Annotated in this window: 20 protein-coding genes; 6 read left to right on the top strand and 14 right to left on the bottom strand. The window is 41.8% G+C overall.

Going from position 1 to position 20282, the window contains the following annotated elements; genetic code table 11:
- Nucleotides 1-2: 2 nt before the first annotated feature.
- The 10 genes from B3B27_RS00555 to B3B27_RS00510 all read right to left on the bottom strand — a co-directional run bounded on the left by B3B27_RS00555 (nucleotide 3) and on the right by B3B27_RS00510 (nucleotide 10229).
- Entirely contained in the window at nucleotides 3-788 is a 786-nt protein-coding gene (locus B3B27_RS00555; protein ID WP_238868228.1) for a TrmH family RNA methyltransferase, read from the bottom strand.
- 109 nt (nucleotides 789-897) lie between these two features.
- Nucleotides 898-1359: a thioredoxin gene (gene trxA / locus B3B27_RS00550; RefSeq protein WP_238868229.1), complete on the bottom strand. Its 462-nt coding sequence runs from the start codon at nucleotides 1357-1359 to the stop codon at nucleotides 898-900.
- A gap of 146 nt (nucleotides 1360-1505) precedes the next feature.
- Nucleotides 1506-2009, bottom strand: coding sequence for a pyridoxamine 5'-phosphate oxidase family protein (locus tag B3B27_RS00545; RefSeq protein ID WP_286846482.1), 504 nt, complete (start codon nucleotides 2007-2009; stop codon nucleotides 1506-1508).
- Nucleotides 2010-2383: 374 nt separating this feature from the next.
- On the bottom strand, nucleotides 2384-2728 hold the full coding sequence (gene rplT / locus B3B27_RS00540) for a 50S ribosomal protein L20 (RefSeq protein ID WP_238868231.1): 345 nt from the start codon (nucleotides 2726-2728) through the stop codon (nucleotides 2384-2386).
- 92 nt (nucleotides 2729-2820) lie between these two features.
- Nucleotides 2821-3018 carry a 50S ribosomal protein L35 gene (rpmI, locus tag B3B27_RS00535; protein ID WP_238869533.1) on the bottom strand — a complete coding sequence of 66 codons (198 nt, stop codon included), beginning with the start codon at nucleotides 3016-3018 and terminating at the stop codon, nucleotides 2821-2823.
- Nucleotides 3019-3267: 249 nt separating this feature from the next.
- Complete coding sequence (infC, locus tag B3B27_RS00530) at nucleotides 3268-3822, bottom strand: translation initiation factor IF-3 (protein WP_238868233.1); 555 nt, start codon at nucleotides 3820-3822, stop codon at nucleotides 3268-3270.
- Nucleotides 3823-3894: 72 nt separating this feature from the next.
- Complete coding sequence (gene thrS / locus B3B27_RS00525; RefSeq protein WP_238868234.1) at nucleotides 3895-5844, bottom strand: threonine--tRNA ligase; 1950 nt, start codon at nucleotides 5842-5844, stop codon at nucleotides 3895-3897.
- Nucleotides 5845-5961: 117 nt separating this feature from the next.
- Nucleotides 5962-8022 (bottom strand): tetratricopeptide repeat protein, encoded by a 2061-nt coding sequence (locus B3B27_RS00520; RefSeq protein ID WP_238868235.1) that lies wholly within the window; start codon nucleotides 8020-8022, stop codon nucleotides 5962-5964.
- A gap of 193 nt (nucleotides 8023-8215) precedes the next feature.
- On the bottom strand, nucleotides 8216-8629 hold the full coding sequence (gene tsaE, locus B3B27_RS00515; RefSeq protein ID WP_238868236.1) for a tRNA (adenosine(37)-N6)-threonylcarbamoyltransferase complex ATPase subunit type 1 TsaE: 414 nt from the start codon (nucleotides 8627-8629) through the stop codon (nucleotides 8216-8218).
- A 55-nt stretch (nucleotides 8630-8684) separates the two neighbouring features.
- Nucleotides 8685-10229, bottom strand: coding sequence for a PglZ domain-containing protein (locus tag B3B27_RS00510; protein WP_238868237.1), 1545 nt, complete (start codon nucleotides 10227-10229; stop codon nucleotides 8685-8687).
- A 313-nt stretch (nucleotides 10230-10542) separates the two neighbouring features.
- Between B3B27_RS00510 and rocD the strand changes: the two genes are divergently transcribed.
- The 6 genes from rocD to B3B27_RS00480 all read left to right on the top strand — a co-directional run bounded on the left by rocD (nucleotide 10543) and on the right by B3B27_RS00480 (nucleotide 15078).
- Complete coding sequence (gene rocD / locus B3B27_RS00505) at nucleotides 10543-11772, top strand: ornithine--oxo-acid transaminase (protein WP_238868238.1); 1230 nt, start codon at nucleotides 10543-10545, stop codon at nucleotides 11770-11772.
- A gap of 100 nt (nucleotides 11773-11872) precedes the next feature.
- Nucleotides 11873-12775: a citrulline utilization hydrolase CtlX gene (gene ctlX, locus B3B27_RS00500; RefSeq protein WP_238868239.1), complete on the top strand. Its 903-nt coding sequence runs from the start codon at nucleotides 11873-11875 to the stop codon at nucleotides 12773-12775.
- Nucleotides 12776-12847: 72 nt separating this feature from the next.
- Nucleotides 12848-13270, top strand: a complete 423-nt coding sequence (gene mscL, locus B3B27_RS00495; protein ID WP_238868240.1) for a large-conductance mechanosensitive channel protein MscL — start codon at nucleotides 12848-12850, stop codon at nucleotides 13268-13270.
- Nucleotides 13271-13718: 448 nt separating this feature from the next.
- Entirely contained in the window at nucleotides 13719-14111 is a 393-nt protein-coding gene (locus B3B27_RS00490) for a DUF6249 domain-containing protein (protein ID WP_286832816.1), read from the top strand.
- Nucleotides 14112-14122: 11 nt separating this feature from the next.
- Nucleotides 14123-14680 (top strand): RNA polymerase sigma factor, encoded by a 558-nt coding sequence (locus B3B27_RS00485; RefSeq protein WP_238868242.1) that lies wholly within the window; start codon nucleotides 14123-14125, stop codon nucleotides 14678-14680.
- 11 nt (nucleotides 14681-14691) lie between these two features.
- Nucleotides 14692-15078, top strand: coding sequence for a hypothetical protein (locus tag B3B27_RS00480; RefSeq protein ID WP_238868243.1), 387 nt, complete (start codon nucleotides 14692-14694; stop codon nucleotides 15076-15078).
- A gap of 12 nt (nucleotides 15079-15090) precedes the next feature.
- On the opposite strand, the gene B3B27_RS00475 is transcribed toward B3B27_RS00480, so the two are convergent.
- From B3B27_RS00475 to B3B27_RS00460, 4 genes are read right to left on the bottom strand one after another with little or no spacing between them, the layout of a single operon-like run.
- Nucleotides 15091-16719: a S41 family peptidase gene (locus tag B3B27_RS00475; RefSeq protein WP_286846480.1), complete on the bottom strand. Its 1629-nt coding sequence runs from the start codon at nucleotides 16717-16719 to the stop codon at nucleotides 15091-15093.
- Between the two features lie 17 nt (nucleotides 16720-16736).
- A complete protein-coding gene (coaD, locus tag B3B27_RS00470) occupies nucleotides 16737-17213 on the bottom strand; it encodes a pantetheine-phosphate adenylyltransferase (RefSeq protein WP_238868245.1) in 477 nt (158 codons plus the stop codon).
- Between the two features lie 41 nt (nucleotides 17214-17254).
- Nucleotides 17255-19123 carry a DNA topoisomerase IV subunit B gene (locus B3B27_RS00465; RefSeq protein WP_238868246.1) on the bottom strand — a complete coding sequence of 623 codons (1869 nt, stop codon included), beginning with the start codon at nucleotides 19121-19123 and terminating at the stop codon, nucleotides 17255-17257.
- A gap of 15 nt (nucleotides 19124-19138) precedes the next feature.
- A complete protein-coding gene (locus tag B3B27_RS00460) occupies nucleotides 19139-20269 on the bottom strand; it encodes a GNAT family N-acetyltransferase (protein ID WP_238868247.1) in 1131 nt (376 codons plus the stop codon).
- Nucleotides 20270-20282 lie beyond the last annotated feature (13 nt).

Raw genomic sequence — 20282 nt, 5'->3', positions numbered from 1 at the left:
GATTAAAAACCTCGTTGCCGCATTGCTTCAAACGTGAGCACGGCAGTGGAGACCGAGACATTCAGCGAATCAATCTTACCGCGCATGGGGATTTTGATTCGCTTTGTCGCATTTTTCAGCCAGAATTGGGTGAGCCCGTCTGCCTCGGTCCCCATTATAATAGCTGAAGGTTGTTTAAAGTCTATATTTTGGTAAAAATCAGAAGCCTGTAATTCTGCTGCATAAGAACGGATATTATGCGCCTGCAGCCATGCAAATGCCTCTTCGGAAGAGCAGGCGGCCGTCTGCACGGTAAAGATGCCCCCCACCCCTGAGCGGATCACATTTGGGTTATACAGATCGGTCTGTGGATCACATACAATCACCGCATCAACAGCAGCAGCGTCGGCGGTGCGAAGAACAGCACCCAGGTTGCCTGGCTTCTCAACCGATTCAAGCAGTATAACAAAAGGGTTGGAGGAGAGATGTATGTCACATAGTCTGTGATGTTTAGGCTTTGCAATTGCCACAATCCCATCAGAATTCTCTCGATATGCTATTTTCCCGAATACCTGTAGTGATATATCGAAAATATTATTTCCGGGCAACGATTTCAGGATGTCGGGATATTTCGACTTTTCAAACATCTCGTAGCACACGTATACCGACTCTACCTTATATCCGCTCTGCAAGGCCAGGGAAAGCTCCCTCGCACCTTCAATCACGAACAGCTGTTGCTTTTTTCTCTCGTTGCTCTTCGACAGTTTTACAATGTTTTTTATCGAAGTATTTTGCAGACTTGTGATCATTCTCTTATTTTTGTGTGTAGTCCTGAAAATAGACAATCGCCCAAACTTTTTTTATATGGTTCAAATAAAGTCCATCACTCTTTCTATTGTTTAGGTATAAATAAAAAAGTCAAAGGGCAGACTTATTATCTTTTTTCAGCAGAAATGTATCAATAACCTCCCTGAATGATTTTTTTGGCAGAGCACCCATCGCCATCTGAGGTTGCTCTTTCATGGGAATAAAGAGGAAAAGGGGTATGCTCTGCACACCAAAGACAGACGCCAACTCTGGCTCTTTGTCCACATTGATTTTATATACATGGATATAGTCGCCATATTCTGCAGCCAACTCTGCAAGTATGGGAGATGTTATCCTGCATGGGCCGCACCAGTCGGCATAAAAATCGACTATTGCCGGCTTATCACCCATATATTTCCAGGCTTCTGGATTCTTTTCATAGTCGAAAACTTTTTCCAGAAATGCAGCCTTTGTCAGTTCTATTGGTTTTACGGTCTTTTTTTCCTGCGGCTTGGCAGCCGATGCCGCAAGCACAATCATAAGTGCTGCGAGGATGGTTGTTATTTTTTTCATTATAATTTCTCTAAAGTGTGATTTCAAAATGCCCACTCATTTCAACAACAAACCATTGAAAAAAGTTTATCGGTAAGGTTTAATAACTCTCATCAGTTACAATTCGATAAGGTTTAATAACTTTCATCAGCAACAAACAGGATAAATTAAAATGACTTCCGGTCTTTATATTTTATCGTGTTTGGGCCCGGCACACCGAATTCTCTTGCCGATACATTTTCAAACTCAACCTTCCATATCTTTACATTATTAACAGAAGGTACCGAATAACTGAACTTCCTGCCGGAGTATTGGCGCATAATAATATCCAGCGCTTTTACTTTCTCATCATACTCTTCTTCGAAAACTACCTTACCTTTACAGATCACACTATAGGAGCGCATCCGGTAACTGCAAGCCACTTCCTCATTCTGCCACACAAGCGTGGGGTCTGTACAGAAGGTAATGCATACATTTGGATTTTTCTCAATGATAGAGATTGAATGCCCTTCCTGTGCCGAATGAAGATAAATAATTCCCTCTTCGTAACCGAAGTTCATTGGTAATACATACGGAATTCCGTTTTCATCAGACATCCCCACATAGCACAGCCTGCTTGCCCTGATCGCATTATCTATGCGTTCTTGCTCTTCAATTGAAATGGTTCTCATATTGTTGTCTATCTATAACTCTTTTTGGTTTGTTGAGGGGCCATCCACGGTAAGCATAGGAGTCCCCTTTCCCATCTTTTTTCATATCATAGAACATTTTCTGAGTTTTTCAACTTATCTAATTCTCTCTCTGCAGGTGCTTGCAGAAGAAGCGGAAATAATTGAGACACTATCTTTTATCATGCCGTAGGTTGAAAGCACAAACTAATTACCGAATACCAGCTGTTACGGATTTAAACATGGAAACGGCTTACGAAACTGTTGTTCCACTGCTATCAAAAACAGTTATTCTTTTTCCGCAAAGATAAACAAAAAAAGGAAAATCTTCTCCAGATCCTCCCTTTCTATATTTTTACCGCCTGTGTTCGGGCCGGTTATTTTACCTTATCCACTATTGCTTTAAACGCTTCTGGATGATTCATTGCCAAATCGGCAAGAACCTTACGGTTGATTTCAATCTCATTTTTGTGCAAAGCACCCATAAGGCGGGAATATGACATACCGTTTTCACGGGCTGCCGCATTGATACGCTGTATCCACAAAGCGCGGAAGTTGCGTTTTTTGTTTTTACGGTCACGATAGGCGTAGGTAAGCCCCTTCTCCCACGTGTTTTTTGCTACGGTCCACACATTTTTGCGGGCACCAATGTAGCCTCTTGTTAATTTCAGAACTTTTTTTCTGCGGTTGCGTGAAGCAACATGATTTACTGATCTTGGCATAATGTTACTTGTTTTGAATGTTAGCGTCTCTGTCCTGCAGAGCTCTTGGGAGCGTACATCCGGTTATTAAATCTCTTTACTGGAAACGTCGGTTATTTCAGCCTTAACAGTGTTTTAATACTATTCAAGTCTGATTTGTGAACAAGTCCCGTATGCGTAAGATTTCTCTTCTGCTTTTTTGTCTTTTTCGTCAGAATGTGACTCTTGTACGCATGTTTCCGTTTGATTTTTCCTGTTCCGGTAAGGGCGAACCTCTTTTTAGAACCGGAATTAGTCTTCATTTTTGGCATTTTGCTGTTCTCAAATTTGTTATTACTAATATCTTTTCCCAATCCGCAATACGGCGAAAAAGTTTGCAAAAGTAATGATTTTATTTTCTTTAAGCAAACAATTCTTTAATTTTTTACAGATCGGGGTACATAACTAATCAGGCCGCCTCAGTGGCCAGGATATCCAGGATAAAGTGCTGAAAACGTTACTCGCAATCAGAAATCACTTGAGAAATTCACTGAGATATCCAGGATAAAGTGCTGAAAACGTTACTCTTCTTTGTTCTCTTTCTTAAGGGCAGGGGAACCTTTCTTAGGGGTAAGCATGATAGACATACGTTTTCCCTCCATAATAGGCAAATGTTCCACTTTGGCATAATCCTCAAGGTCGTTTGCGAAACGCAGAAGCAACACTTCACCCTGCTCCTTGAAAAGTATGGAACGCCCTCTGAAAAAAACGTATGCTTTTACTTTTGAGCCTTCGCCCAGAAAATTCATGGCATGTTTCAGTTTAAAGTTATAGTCGTGATCATCTGTTTGCGGACCAAACCGGATCTCTTTCACAGTAACTTTAACCGCTTTAGCTTTTTGTTCTTTCAGCTTTTTCTTTTGTTGATACATAAATTTCTGATAATCTATGATCCTGCATACAGGCGGTTTAGCCATGGGAGCAATTTCAACAAGATCCAATTCTTTTTCTTCGGCAATTCTCATTGCTTCTCTCGTAGAATAAATACCCTCTTCTACATTATCGCCTACTAATCGGACTTCCGGTACCCGGATTCGTTCATTGATACGGTGCTGGTCTTTTGAGTCTTTTCTCATTCAGAAACTGTTAATTTTTTCTCTGTGTTGTTGTAATTAATTTTAATTTCGTTGTTAAATCGATATAAATCATCAAAATTTCGCAGGATTCATCATTTCTTCAACCTCCCTTGAAATTTCTTTTGCAAATGTAAGCAATTTTACCGAACCTTTGTCTTCTCCGCCCTGTTTTCTTACCGAAACCTCTTCATTTTCTGCTTCTTTCTCACCCACGATAAGCAGATAGGGTATCCTTTTTAATTCATTATCTCGAATTTTTCGCCCCACCTTTTCATTGCGGTCATCTACCTCTGCCCTTATACCAAACCTTTTCAGCTCTTTTACTGCATTTTTTGCATATTCATTGAATTTCTCACTAACCGGAAGTATCACTGCCTGAGTGGGAGCAAGCCACAATGGAAACTTACCGGCGGTATGCTCTATGAGAACCGCCACAAAACGCTCCATTGATCCGAAAGGTGCCCTGTGAATCATTACGGGACGGTGCTTCTGATTATCGGCACCTGTATATTCCAGCTCAAACCTTTCAGGGAGGTTGTAATCCACCTGTATGGTTCCCAACTGCCAGCGTCGCCCCAGAGCATCCTTCACCATAAAATCAAGTTTTGGGCCATAGAAAGCAGCCTCTCCAGTTTCCACTTTCGCTTTTAGCCCTTTCTCATTACAAGCCTCAACAATTGCCCGTTCAGCTTTCTCCCAATTTTCATCAGATCCTATATATTTTTCCCTGTTTATCGGGTCGCGAAGTGATATCTGAGCTTCAAAATTTTCAAAATTCAACGCTTTGAAGATTATAAAAATAATATCCACCACCTTCAGAAATTCATCTTTTACCTGATCGGGTGTACAGAAGATATGTGCATCATCTTGCGTGAAACCTCTTACACGGGTAAGGCCGTGCAGCTCTCCGCTCTGCTCGTACCTGTACACTGTTCCGAACTCTGCCAGCCTCAGAGGCAAATCTTTATATGAGCGCGGAAAGGTTTTATATATTTCACAGTGATGTGGGCAGTTCATTGGTTTCAAAAGGAACTCCTCACCTTCTTCGGGTGTTTTTATCGGTTGAAAAGAGTCTTTACCATATTTTGCATAATGCCCCGAAGTGATGTACAGCTGCTTGTGCCCTATATGAGGTGTAATTACCTGGTCGTAATCAAAATCATTCTGAATCTTTTTCAGGAAGTCTTCCAACCTAAGCCTCAGCTGCGTACCTTTTGGCAACCACAAAGGCAATCCAGCACCTACTGTCTGAGAAAAAGCAAACAGCTGGAGCTCTTTTCCTATTTTTCGGTGATCTCTCTTCCTGGCCTCTTCAAGTATCAAAAGATACTCATCCAGCATCTTCTTTTTCGGGAATGTGATCCCATAGAGCCGGGTGAGCTGTGGGCGTTTCTCATCGCCGCGCCAGTAAGCTCCCGCAGATGACAGAATCTTTACGGCCTTTATATATGATGTATTGGGCAAGTGAGGGCCCCGGCACAGATCAGTAAAATTACCCTGTGTATATGTAGTTATTGAGCCGTCATCGAGCTCTTTGATGAGCTCTACCTTGTAGCTCTCGTTTCGTTCAGAAAACATTCTTACGGCATCACTCTTGGATATACTTTTTCTCTCAATATCCTCTTTGGCCGTGATAAGCTCCATCATCTTTTTTTCAATAACAGGAAAATCTGACTCCTTAATGGTAACGCCCTCACCCGGATCCACGTCATAGTAGAATCCGTTTTCAATAGCGGGGCCTATACCGAATTTAATCCCCGGATAGAGCTCTTGCAGTGCTTCTGCCATCAGGTGAGCCGACGAGTGCCAGTAAGCGTGCTTACCCTCATCATCTTCCCATTTCAGCAACCGCACAGTTGCATTATCCTCTATCGGCCTTGTCAAATCCCATGTTTCACCATTCACACTTACTGCAAGCACTTCCTGAGCTAAACGGTGACTTATACTCTTTGCTATATCTAATCCTGTTACCCCTTTTTCATATTCCCTTACTGATGAATCGGGAAATGTAATTTCTATCATGTTATGCTGTTCTAAAATAACTTTTTTCTTATGTGACTGCAAATGTAATGATTTTGTGAATTACGAGATAGCAAATTCACAATAAAAATGTTTCTGGAATGTTAATAAGGGACCTCTTTACTGCATTCTCTTAATAATACTGTATGATTGAACAACACCCAGTTCACCTGCTTTGCGGAGGTCGTCTAGCCCATCTTCGGACTCTCCGATAGAGAGGCGTGACAATCCCCGGTTAAAATAAGCTTCGGCAAACTGAGGTTCTAGCTCAATAGCCTTGGTGTAGTCGGCTATCGCAGCACGAAAATCTTTCTCAAGGCTGAAGATCTCGGCACGGTTGTAATAAGCGTATATGAAACCGGGATTTAAGCTGATAATCTTTTCATACTCTTTCAGTATCTCTTCATATTCAATCGACTTTGTTGATATCTCCGGCAACTTAGCCTTTCCAGGCATTTTACCCAGATCAGGCAGATCGATCCCTGACTGTGCATCCATCAGTAGCGGCTGTTCAATCAGATGATCATATTCAATTTGTTTTGTGCGGATAATCGCTTTTGCAAAATGAGCTACCAACATGTCCGGCATCAATTCAAGGACCCTGCTCATGTCCTTAAGAGCATTTTCATAATCCTGAACAAGCATAAAATCCATTCCTCTTCCGAAATAGAGAGCAGCGTTAGCGGACTCATGTTCAATCCTTCCAGAATAGTTGTCAATAGAGCGGAAATGTGTTTGTATCTGCAACTCATTTAACGACGCCTCGTTGTTGGTAACTTTCAGAAGCCAGGTAAGGTAAAGCTCTTTGTTTGCCCTGTCTATAGTTTCTGAATAGTATACCGGCCTGCGCACCTCGTAATCCCTTTCATAATAGGTGAGTACAAACTTTGGCTCAAGCTCGACCGGGGCTCTCATATTCTGTACTTTTCCCCTGCTTTGACGCTGATACTTGCTTTTCTGTGAAGTGTCTTCATCTGCCACCACCAGCAAGTTGAACTTATCTATATCCTGATCGGCCTGATCGCGGGTATCTCTTGCATCACCCTGCTCTCGTGCCTGTTTAAATGGTTCTGGATTCTCTGTGGCCACCTTTCTCGCTTTAGCCTCTTCTGAACGGGCCAGCATATAATCACGTTCTGCACCACGGAGATCGTCCAACTCACGCTTCAACTGCGAACGCATATAATAACCGGTAAAAAAATCGGGATGTTCCTCCAACACATAGTTCAAATCGTTCAATGCATCGGTTTTATTTCCAATTTCGTTGTTCAGCATAGCCCTGTTCAGATATGCTATTGTGTTGCCTGGCTGCAGCTCAATAACTTTATCGAAATCCTTTATCGCCCTGTTGTTATCTGCAACCTGAGCACGCAACAGCCCCCTGTTAAACCGGGCAATAAGGTTACTCTCATCCATCTCTATTACCCTGTCGTAATCGGCCATCGCTCCGCGCAGGTCGTTAAGGTGGTATTTCACTAACCCCCTGTTGATGTAATTCCCTTCAAAATAAGGATCTAGCCGTATAGCCTCATCAAGGTCGGCAAGAGCCCTGTTATACTCGTTCTGCTGGAAATAGAGCAGCCCTCTTGCAGAAAAAGATTGAGAAGTATAGGGATCAATCTCGATTGCTTTATTTAGATCAGCCATTGCATTGATGGTATCTTTCAGTTCAAGGTACATCTGTGAACGTGTAATGTATCCCGGTGTATAATCAGGGAAACGGCGGAGCAGCACGTCGAAAAACTTCTCAGCAATATCGTATTGCTTCATCTCGATATTCACTATCCCCATATTTACCAGGGTAAGCCTGTCTTCAGGAAAAAACTCAAGGCTTCTCTGATAGTCGGTGGCGGCCAGCTCATACTTTTCCTGATTTTGCCGGGCTGCACCGCGAAGCTGATATGCAGCGGTATAGTAGGGATTACGAACCAGACAGTTAGAGGCATCATCCTCAGCCCCTTTAAAATCATCGAGCATAAATTTTGCGACTGCTCTAAAGTAATAGGGATCAGCGAGGTATGGTTTCGCAGTTATTACCTGATTAAAATATTGAATTGCCAACACATAATCTTCAAAATAAAGCGCGTTTTTCCCTATCATCATTACGCGGTCTGTGTTTACCTGTGCCGATACCGACAGAGTTGAGAAAAATAGAAAGACAGCTATGAGAATTTTCTTCATTTGTAATTTCTTCCTTTATTTGTGAGAGAAACTCACTTTATTCATATCTTTTTTTCACTACCAGCTAAATTGACTGTGTCTTCTTAAGCCCTTTGGATGTGCGAATATATAGAATTTCCTGCATTCACAGCATAAAAAAAATCTTTAAGAGTGCTTTTTTTAATTATTCAACATAGTAACACCTTTATTGTTGTCAGATGCGCCGTACAATCCTGCTTCCATCGCTCTCTTCACATATTAACATTTTCACGGTATTCTCAGGTAAAACAGGCTCTATCAGCTCGGGCCACTCTATAAAGCAGCGACTACCACTGTAAAAGTAATCTTCACAGCCTAAATCAAAAACCTCTTCAAGCTTGTTGATGCGGTAGAAGTCGAAATGAAATATTGAGTCCCCGTCTCTGTCTTTATACTCATTGATGATAGCGAAAGTTGGACTTGTAACAGTCTCCCTTACCCCAAGTTCCTCGCAGACTGCTTTAATAAATGTTGTTTTCCCTGCACCCATGCTCCCATAAAAAGCAAAGACCTTGTCATCACCCATATTCGCGATGAATTCACGTGCAGCAGATCCTATTTTTGTTAAATCATTTATTTTTATATCCATATAATTAAAACTATTTACTTTGACCGGAGCAACAATTGCATATATTTAAACTGAACTATCTGGGAGAAAGTGTGACAAAAGGCACTAGCATCTCTTCAAGGGAAATTCCGCCATGCTGGAACGTATTCCCGTAAAAAGACGCATAATGATTGTAGTTGTTTGGATATACAAAAAAATCATCGTTCTGCGCAAAAATATATCTGGTAGTGATGTCGGGAGACGGCAACCCGAAATTTTCAGGATGAATAATATCGAACACCCTCTTTGGATCGTAGGCCAGATTTCTGCCCAGCTTGTAACGGAGGTTGACATTGGTTTCTCTGTCACCGATTACCTTTACCCCATTTTTAACACGTATGGCGCCATGGTCGGTAGTAAGCACTGCCCTGTAACCTTTCCGCGATATATCTTTAAACAACTTCAGAAGCGGTGAATGCAAAAACCATGTTTTTGTGAGTGAACGGTATGCAGACTCATCTGGTGAGAGTTCCCGAATCATTTTTGACTCTGTTCTCGAGTGTGCAAGCATATCAATAAAGTTGAATACTGCAATATTCAGGCTCTTGCTCTCAAGTTCCGAAAAACGGGCGTTCAGTTTTTCTCCCTCCAGGTTGGTATTCACCTTGTGATATGAAAACTTAACATCACGCCCCGACCTGAGTAAATGTTCATGGATGAGTCGCTCCTCCATCATATTTTTACCTTCTTGATCAGTTTCGTCAATCCACATTTCCGGATATGTTTCCGAAATTTGTTTTGGCATCAACCCTGAAAAAATGGCATTCCTTGCATAAGGAGTTGCTGTTGGCAGAATACTGAAGTAAAGAGTCTCATTGCATGAGAAGTACTCACTGACAATATCTTTAATTGACTGCCACTGATCGAAACGAAAATTATCGATAAGAATAAAAAAGAGTTTTTCGTTTTTTTCTAAAATCGGGAAAACAAATTTCTCGAAAAGGCCATGGCTCATCACGGGACGCGAAGTACAGTTTATCATCCACTCTCCATATCTTTTCCTTACAAACTTAGCAAATAGCCTTCCTGCTTCTGCCTTCTGTGCAAAAAGCATCTCTTTCATCGGGCTCTGTATTTGGTCAAGGACCATTTCCCAATAAACCAGCTCTTTATAAACAGAGATCCAATCGTTGGGCAAGCGGCTACTTCCAATTTCAACACTCAGCTGATTATATCTATCACGATAATTACCAGTCGCTGCTTTTGAAATAAGTTCTTTTTTATCTAAGATTTTTTTAATAGCCATCAGCACCTGGTTAGGATTAACCGGTTTTATCAGATAGTCGGTAATTTTGCTGCTGATCGCCTGATCCATTATGCCTTCATCTTCACTTTTGGTTATCATTACTACAGGCATATCAGGCTGCAATGCATGAATTCCTGCAAGTGTTTCCAATCCCGACAACCCAGGCATATGTTCATCAAGAAAAACAATATCAAAAAAATGTGTGCGGCACAACTCAAGTGCCTCACGCCCATTATTTACGCATTTCATCAGGTACCCCTTCTCTTCCAGAAAAAGAACATATGGTTTCAACAGGTCTATCTCATCATCCACCCAGAGAAACTGCGCCTTATCCATCTTTTAATTGTCTTGTAATTGTTTTAGATAATTAAACAAATGTATCTATTTATACTGTATCACACAATATTTTTTACTTTTTTAGGAACATATATGTATCCTGATGCAGCAATTTTGTAACTGCTATTCAGATGTATATATTTCTTGTTATTTTTATTGGTTTATGCTGATTATATGCATAAAAAGTGTATTTTTGTAGAAACTGGTATCTATATCAATAACTTAAAACCTGAAGAAGTTGAATTACAATTACCGGGTGAAATATTATTCGGAGTACATGAAGACAATTAATACTACTAAAAAAACAGAATATATGACAGCATCAACAAAAGCAGGGCATTATATTGACCTGGAAGAGAAATACGGAGCACATAACTACAACCCGCTGCCGGTAGTTCTCTCGCGCGGAAAAGGCTGTTACCTATGGGATGTGAACGGGAAGAGGTATTACGATTTCCTTTCGGCCTACTCTGCCGTGAACCAGGGACACTGCCATCCAAAAATTGTGAGGGCACTAAAGGAGCAGGCCAGGACACTTTGTCTTACATCACGTGCATTTTATAACGACTGTCTGGGACCATACGAAGAGTATATTCACAATTATTTCGGATATGACAAGGTTTTGCCAATGAACACCGGCGCAGAAGGAGTGGAAACCTCACTAAAGCTGGCTCGTAAATGGGGTTACCTGAAAAAAGGAATCCCTGAAAACGAGGCAATAATAGTGGTTTGCGAAGGAAACTTTCACGGAAGGACCATAACTATCATCTCCGCCAGCACCGATAAGGATGCTCGTGCAGATTATGGACCCTACACCCCCGGAATTGAAATTATTCCATACAATGATCCGCAAGCACTTGCTTCGATATTGGAAGCAAAAGGCAACCTCATAGCCGGATTTCTGGTAGAGCCAATACAGGGTGAAGCAGGTGTAAATGTACCTGATGAAGGATATTTGAAGGCTTGTTACGAACTGTGTGAAAAACACAACGTCCTTTTCATTGCCGATGAGGTTCAGACAGGCATTGCCCGTACAGGTGAAAAACTATGTTGCGACCATGAAGGGGTGCGTCCCGATATTGTGATCCTGGGCAAAGCAATTTCTGGAGGGGTGCTGCCTGTTTCTGCTGTACTCGCCGACGATGAGATTATGCTTACTATCCGTCCCGGCCAGCACGGTTCTACATTTGGCGGTTTCCCATTGGCATGCAAAGTTGCTAAGGCTGCGCTGGAGGTAGTCAGAGAAGAAAATCTTGCAGAGAAGGCTGCTCTTCTGGGTGGCATATTCCGTGAGGAGATGGAGAAAATACACAGTCCGTTTATAAAACAAATACGTGGAAAGGGTTTGCTGAATGCCATTGTTATAGAACCTCACAACGGCAAAGAGGCATGGGATATATGCCTTAAGATGGCCGGGAACGGATTGCTGGCAAAACCTACCCATCGCCACATCATCCGTTTTGCCCCTCCGCTGGTAATCAAGGAAAAAGAGTTGAGAAAGGCAATTGAGATCATTAGAAAATCAATCAAAGCTATGGAATAATATTTTTTCCGGCAGTTTGATTTAAGAGCGATATCACTTGTTTTTAAACAGCTGAAGTAAAATTAAATCGAAATGAGTCAGATTAAAATTCGGTAGTTTTATGCAGACAACTTCCAAAATATTAATGGTACGCCCTGCACGTTTTGCATATAATGAGCAGACTGCCGGGAACAATTATTTTCAACATAAATCAGATTCTGATTCAATTGCAGATACAGCATTAAAAGAGTTCGATGCACTTGTGAGTATGCTCCGCGGTAAAGATATTGATGTGACTGTTGTTCAGGACACACTTGACCCGTGGACGCCCGATTCTATATTCCCAAACAACTGGTTTTCATCACACATAACCGGAGAGCTTGTGCTTTATCCAATGTTTGCAGAAAACCGGAGGTTGGAAAGGAAACCCGAGGTGATGAACCTGCTTCGCCGGAAGATGGATCACCGCAAAGTGGTGGATCTTACACACTGGGAAAATGAGGGTGAGTTCCTGGAGGGTACGGGTAGCATGATTTTCGACCGTTACAAACGGATAGTATACTGTTGCCGCTCAAAACGTACATCGGAAAAAGTTCTGGCTGATTTTTGTTCACTTATGAATTATGATGCCGTTGTTTTTGATGCAATAGATAAAAAAGGCAATCCGGTCTATCATACAAACGTGATGATGTCGGTGGGGACACAGATAGCAGTGGTGTCACTTGAATCCATCAGAGAGGAGAAAGAACGCAGCAAGGTTATCTCCAGCCTTGTTTCTTCTGGAAAAATTATCGTGAACATTTCGTTGGATCAGGTTGCACATTTTGCCGGTAACATGCTTGAGCTAAAAAGCCGGGGCGGACATCCGGTCATGGTGATGTCTTCATCGGCACGTGGTGTGCTGACAACGGCACAGGAAACCATCATCTCTACGTACAATTCAATTGTTTCGGCAGATCTTACAACTATTGAGACAAATGGTGGCGGCTCCGCACGCTGTATGATTGCAGAAATATTTCACTAAAGTTAGATATTCCAATTTTTTTATTTACTTTGTGTAAATATGATTTCCTCAACTAAATTAATCAAAAAAACTATGTCATTTAAATCAGAACTCAAAGAATTTTTAATGCGCGGCAGTGTTGTGGACATGGCCGTGGGAATTGTAATTGGCGGGGCATTCGGGAAGATAGTTACTTCTTTCGTGAACGACATTTTAATGCCGCCTATCGCTTTAATCACTGACCAGGGACAATTCACAGACCTCAAGCTTGTTTTAAGACAGGCGGTAATGGAGGGAACCGAGGTGATTTCACCTGCTGTTACATGGAATTACGGAGCCTTCATTCAGGCAGTAGTCGACTTCCTTATAATCGGCACATCAATCTTCCTCGTTATCAAAGGTATGAACTCACTTAAACGCAAAAAAGAGGAAGAGCCAGCACCGGAAGCTCCGGCAGAACCGACAAAAGAAGAGTCATTGCTGACAGAAATCCGGGATTTGTTGAAAAACAAATAAGATTGTTGTCACCGGAGTGTAGAAAAGTAAGGTGTTGCTAAACAACATGCTTGCAAATGTTTTAAACCATGCAATGTTCAGTTGAAGGGTAACGGGTTGCTTAAACAGCCCGTTATTTTAATATTAACCGGGTATGTAAACCATTTGCAAACAAGAATATGTTTAACAGATAGTTCAAATAAATTTAATCGACAGCCATACCACGGGAAACCTTATCTGTTTGGGCGTTCCGGTGAACCTCACCTGGAGATTTACATTGTGTAAATTATGGAATAAAAGAGGTGAGGTTATAACAAAACAGGTTATGCGATATGTTTTGTGGCTATTGACAAGCATAGAACTGAAAACTATTATTGAAAAAATAATTCCTGTTTTTTGTAACCGCCCGGGTGAAGTTGCAGTCATATCAATGTAAACAAAGTAAAAATCTTTAAAAACTATTTGAATTATGGAAGAATTAATTGCTATTATTGCTATAGTTTGTATCTTTGGCCTGCCGGTTATTGCCGGTATAATCCTGGGAATGAGAGCTATCAAAAGTCGGAATGATGAACGGATGGGATTAATTAATCAGGGAATTATTCCTCCCGACACTCCAAAAAAGAAAGCAGCCCCCAACAGGCTCGTGTCACTCAGGAACGGGATTGTGCTTGTTGCTCTTGGAATAGGGATAATCGTCGGATTCCTATGCTCAGAATACCTGGCAATCGGAGAAGGGAATGAGTTCTGGGTAACTGGTGCCAGTGTGGTTTTCTTTCTCGGGATAGGTTATCTGATCTATTTCCTGGTAACTCAAAAAATGCCGCTTACGCAGCAAAAAGAGGAAACAGAACAGGAATAAAATCAGTTTGGATGAACGAGAATCAGCGTATACAACAGGTGCTTTCGGGAAACACTTCCGCGTTCGCATACTTTGTCGAGACCTATCAGGTTATGGCTATCACCATAGCCTATCGGATCTGCGGTAATATACAGGATGCGGAAGATGTTGTGCAGGAAAGTTATGTAAAGGCATTCAGGAATCTGCGCAGTTTTCGCTCCGACAGCAAATTTTCCACATGGTTGTATCGTATAGTTTACAATACTGCTATTACGCATACAAAGACACAAATGTGGATAGGTGTCAGAGAGGCAGGGATCGAAGATGCGTCTCATCTGGCTGATAATACACTGGAAATGAACATGGATGAAAAGGAAAGGAAAGAGATTGTTGCAGACGTAATGCAGAAAATGCCTAAGGGAGATGCGCTTTTACTAACGCTTTACTATATGGAGGACAATCCAGTAAAAGAGATTGCTAAAATAACAGGTTTAAACGAACCGAACGTCAAGGTGAAACTGTTCAGGGCAAGGAAACTTTTCAAGGAGATGGTTGTTTCGAGTTATGGAATGCAGGTTACAGGTTCATAAAAATGATAATAATGATGGAGAAATACAGTAATCAAAAAGAAGACGAAAAAATTCGTCAAATGTTGTTATCCGTAAAAATGGATGCACCGGAAAACCTGAAGCATCGCATAATGCAGCAGATAGAGACCGAGAAGGCACTTACACCACAGAAAATAAAAGCGAAAAAAGAGACTGGCAGTGTATTGATAGAGCTGGGTACTATCTTTGGCACCATGTATGCCGTATTGGCGGCAATGATTGCCGGGGTATATTTCCTTTTTGGCAAAGAATTTCTGTTTTCAGCACAATTTTTAGGAGCGGTGATCCTGGTTGCCTCAATATTCAGCCTGTTATGGCTTATATCGCGCTTAGATGCCCATATAAGAGAAAAAAAACGGGTGTTATCAAAAAGAGAATAGATCAAAAATTAATCACTTTCTGCTTAACTGCCCTACATTACTGCCAACGCCTCTTAATAATCCGTTATAGCGGTTATCATCTGAAATAATCTTCAATCCTTCCAGAAAGATATCATTTTCTTCGTTGATAATCCTAAAAAAGGCCGATGAGTCAAACAGGTCTCTAGCCATCAGTGCCTTAAACTGAACAAAAATCAAAGGGCGGGAGGTAGTGAACTCATCATCGTTCCACTCAACATTTTCTTCTTTAGCAATATTTTTCAACCTTCCCACCACCTCGTCAGATATAATGTATCCTTTGTTAAAAGAAAGCACATCTGGATATTTCTGCAACAACACTTCACGTTTAATGTCCACCTCAGAGATAGCAGCCCTGTTGATAATTCCTTTCGCATTAAGGTTCGCATGAAACATTGTTCCTGAAGTAGTATCCATGGGCACAAAATAATCCGGCATTATCCCTCCTCCACCGTATACAGTACGTTTATTCACCAGTGTTGTATATCTGAGAGAGTCGGGAAAGCGAATGCTGTCTGCAACAAAAAGTTCACCGTGATTGTAACGATTCACAAAATCACGGTTATAGGCATCAATGTTTCCCGTTTCATACGGTTTCTGAATACTTCTTCCTGTAGGGGTATAATATCTTGCAACTGTAAGTCGTATCATAGTACCGTCAGGTAGAGGCAGCTGGCGTTGTACCAGGCCTTTACCAAAAGTCCTTCTCCCCACTACCACACCTCTGTCCCAATCCTGAATGGCTCCGGCGAGGATCTCACTTGCTGATGCCGATGCCCCGTTAACCAGTACCACCAGCTTACCTCCCTTCAATTCATCGTTGCCGGAAGCGTTCATTGTAAAACGGGGCTGGTTCTTTCCTTCGGTATAAACTATCAGTTTATTCTCGCCCAGGAACTCATCAGCTATCTCATTAGCAGTTTGCAGTATACCTCCGCCGTTATCGGTAAGATCGAGAATAAGATGCTTCATCCCTTTTGATCTCAACTCTCTTTCTGCCATTTTGAACTCAGTTCCTGAGGTAACACCAAACCTGCTGAGACGGATGTACCCCACATTGTGTGTAACCATGTAGGAAGCATCGATACTTGTGATAGGGATTTTATCCCTTACGATACTAAACTCCATTAACCCGGGAACACCCCTGCGCTGAATCTTTACGTTGACAACTGTCCCTTTAGGGCCGCGAAGGCGCTTCACCAATTCCTGATTACCCATTTTCACGCCGGCAATAGTGGTGTCATTCACCTGAATGATTTTATCTCCCGGGAGGATACCTACCTTCTGTGACGGGCCACCTGAAATCACCTCCATCACGTAAAGGGTATCAGTAAGCATATTGAACGATATGCCTATTCCGTTGAAGTTCCCTTGTAAGGGTTCATTCATAGCCAGCACCTCCTCTTCGTTAAGGTACGACGAGTGGGGGTCGAGCTCTGCAAGCATTGCGCGTATTGCTGCTTCGGCAAGTTTTTTTGAATCTACATCATCAACATACAAGCTTTTTATAAGTTGAATTGTTCTTTCCAGTTTTACCCCATCGGGTGATGGCCTGAATTGCGCAAATAAGTTACCCCAAGCAAGGAGTACGCTTAGGGCAGTAATAATTATCTGTTTATACATCTTTTCTTTTTTGAAGATCAAATCTTCATCCCTTTTGGAATAAAGCAGCTGACATCATGGCCGTAACGCAGCAGTTCCCTTACGTGTGAGGAACTGACGTGTGTTAAAGCGGGTTCAGTGAATAATACAAACGTTTCTATTCCCGAAATAGTTCGGTTCATATCGGCAATTGTTTTCTCGTACTCGAAATCCACTACCGACCTTATACCACGCAGAATGTACCGTGCTCCAGTTTTCCGGGCGAATTCGATTGTTAGCGAGTCGTAGCTTTCAACCCTTACACGGGGTTCGTTTTTATATAACTCGCGAATCATTTCAAGACGTTTGTCCAAAGTAAAAAATGAGCTTTTTGATTCATTGACTCCTATCGCGATTACAATTTCGTCCATTAAAGACAATCCGCGGCGTACCAGCGACTCATGGCCAGTTGTGAATGGGTCAAAAGTGCCTGGAAAAACAGCAATCCGTTTATCGGGTACAGTTGTTTGGAACATTCTACTATTTTAGTATTGCTATAATATTAATAATGGACAAACTAAGCCACCTCATCCTCTTCCACAACCAAATTCTCTATAATAAACGATTGGCGTTCGGGAGTATTCTTACCCATGTAAAATTCAAGCAGTTCCTTAAGAAGGTCCTCTTTGCGCATGGTCACCCTATCGAGGCGAATATCTTCTCCAATGAAATTACGGAACTCTTCGGGAGATATCTCTCCCAAACCTTTGAAACGGGTTATCTCCGGGTTAGGGCCTAGCTCCTCAATTGCGCTGAGCCGTTCCTCTTCGGTATAGCAATAGAGAGTTTTCTTCTTGTTACGAACACGGAAAAGTGGTGTCTGTAAAATATAAACATGCCCCTTTTTAATTAGGTCGGGGAAAAATTGCAGAAAAAAAGTAAGCAGCAACAGCCTGATGTGCATACCGTCGGTATCGGCATCGGTTGCAATAATCACTTTGTTGTACCGCAGCCCATCCATGTTTTCTTCAATATTGAGTGCTGCCTGCAGCAGATTGAACTCTTCGTTCTCATAGACAATTTTCTTTGTCAGCCCGAAACTGTTAAGAGGCTTCCCGCGAAGGCTGAACACAGCCTGGAGATTGGGATCGCGACTCTTGGTGATGGAGCCACTTGCAGAATCTCCCTCAGTAATGAAGATACTTGATTTTTCCCGGTCATCACCTTTAGCATCGTTGTAATGGATTCGGCAATCGCGTAATTTTTTGTTGTGAAGATTGGCCTTTTTAGCTCGCTCCTTCGCAAGCTTGGTTACACCGGCAATTGCCTTACGTTCCTTTTCGGAGTCTAGAATCTTTTTCTGCAGCACATCCACCATATCAGGATTCTTGTGCAGATAGTTATCCAACTCTTGCTTTAGAAAATCGTTTATATGCTTGCTCACTGAGATACCGTTAGGTCCCATCTCTTTTGAACCAAGCTTGGTCTTTGTCTGAGATTCAAAAACCGGCTCTTCCACTTTTATGCTGATAGCTGCAACTATGCCATTACGAATATCGGAGTACTCAAAATTCCGGTTATAAAACTCCTTGATCACACGTGCTACAGCTTCACGAAAGGCTGTCAGATGGGTCCCTCCCTGTGTGGTATGCTGCCCGTTTACAAAAGAATAATACTCCTCTCCGTACTGGTTGGTGTGAGTGATCGCTACCTCAATATCATCGCCGAAAAGATGAATAATGGGATAGAGTTCATCAGAAGTTAGATTTTCATTCAACAGATCTTCAAGTCCGTTTTTCGACGAGTATTTTTTACCATTAAAAACAATGGTTAAACCTATGTTCAGAAATACATAATTTTTAAGCAGCGGTTCAATATGCTCATCCCGGTAGTAATACTCACCAAAGATCTCTCTGTCGGGTGTAAACTCTACATGAGTACCGTTCTGATTTGCACTGCTCTCTATGTCCCCTTCATGCGAGAGTACACCTTGCTGGAATTCCACAACTTTTGATTTCCCGTCACGCGAGCTTACCATAAGAAATGAAGATGAAAGTGCGTTTACTGCCTTTATCCCCACCCCATTGAGCCCTACTGACTTTTTAAATGCTTTGGAGTCGTACTTGGCACCGGTATTCATCTTGGAGCATACATCCTCAACCTTTCCCAGGGGAACACCCCTGCCGTAGTCTCGTACTGTAACTTTATCGCCCTCGACACCCACCTCGATAGTCTTGCCAAAACCCATCATATACTCATCTATTGAGTTATCAAGTACCTCTTTTAGCAACACGTATATACCATCATCGGAAGATGAACCATCTCCCAGTTTTCCGATATACATACCCGGGCGGCGGCGTATATGTTCCTGCCACTCCAGAGTAACAATATTCTCTTCTTGATAGTTATTTTGAAGTATCTGTAATTCTCTTTCTGTTTCGTTCACTTTTTATTAATTCCTCTATAAATTTTTTATAAAAGCTCTGCGCCTTTTTGTCTGTTTAGCTTCAAGGTCGTCCCACAATGATTGTACTCTGCTGTTCAGTTCCAGTTCTGGATTGCTCTCTGCATATTCAAAACCCAATTGAATGGCAGCAGGGATAAACTCATTGAATAACAAAGCATTTACTCCTTTGCCTTGGTATTCAGGATCAACAGCTACCAGCAACAGATCCAATACATTGTTCCCTTTTCCCTTTAAAGCTTTATACAGATGATACCATCCTGTAGGGACAAACCGCCCCCTTGCTTTCTGTAAAGCTTTGGCAATACTTGGCAGGCCTATTCCCACACCAATCAACTTATTGTCTTCCTGCCTTATTACTAGGGTCAGAAATTCCAGACGAAGCATTGGAATGTACATATCCACGTAATAATCGATCTGTCTCTCGGAGAGCTCTACAAAGCCATACAAATCTTTATATGCGCGATTGATTAATTTAAAAATATCTCTTGCATAAGGAATTACATCCTTTTTACTCTGGAGATGTTTTACAGCCAAGCCTGAACGTTTTTTTACTATCTCAGTTGCACGGATAAACCGTTCAGGCATCTCTTTAGGGATAGTGATGAGATACTCCACCCAGTCCTGATCCTTAACATAGCCCATCCTTGCCATATGATCCACATAGTAGGGATAGTTATAAATGGTGGACAAAGTGCTCATCTGATCGAACCCCTCAACGAGCATACCCTCATGATCGAGATCGGTAAAACCCAGCGGCCCGTGAATTTTCTCCATGCCTCTGGAACGTGCCCAACTCTCAGCTGCGCCAAAAAGTGCGTCAACTACTTCACTGTCATCAATAAAATCAACAAAACCGAAACGGGCATTCCTCTCATTCCATATCTCATTCGCTTTGAAATTGATAATTACAGCAATCCGTCCCACTATCTCTTCATCGCGGTAAGCAAGAAAATATGATGCATCGCAATGATCAAATGCAGGATTCTTGGTTCTGCTGAGCGTATCTCTCTCATCATAAACTAGTGGAGGAACAAAATATTCATTGCTCTCATAGAGATCGATGCCGAAATGGATGAACTTCCTTAAATCATCCTTCGTAGTGACTTTATTGATTATGACTGACATTTTTTAAATTCTT

It is taken from the genome of Proteiniphilum sp. UBA5463 (assembly GCF_002427225.1).
GTDB classification, from domain to species: Bacteria; Bacteroidota; Bacteroidia; order Bacteroidales; family Dysgonomonadaceae; genus Proteiniphilum; species Proteiniphilum propionicum.
The sequence above is the reverse complement of the archived record's forward strand: the minus strand, read 5'-3'. Positions and strand labels throughout refer to the sequence as shown.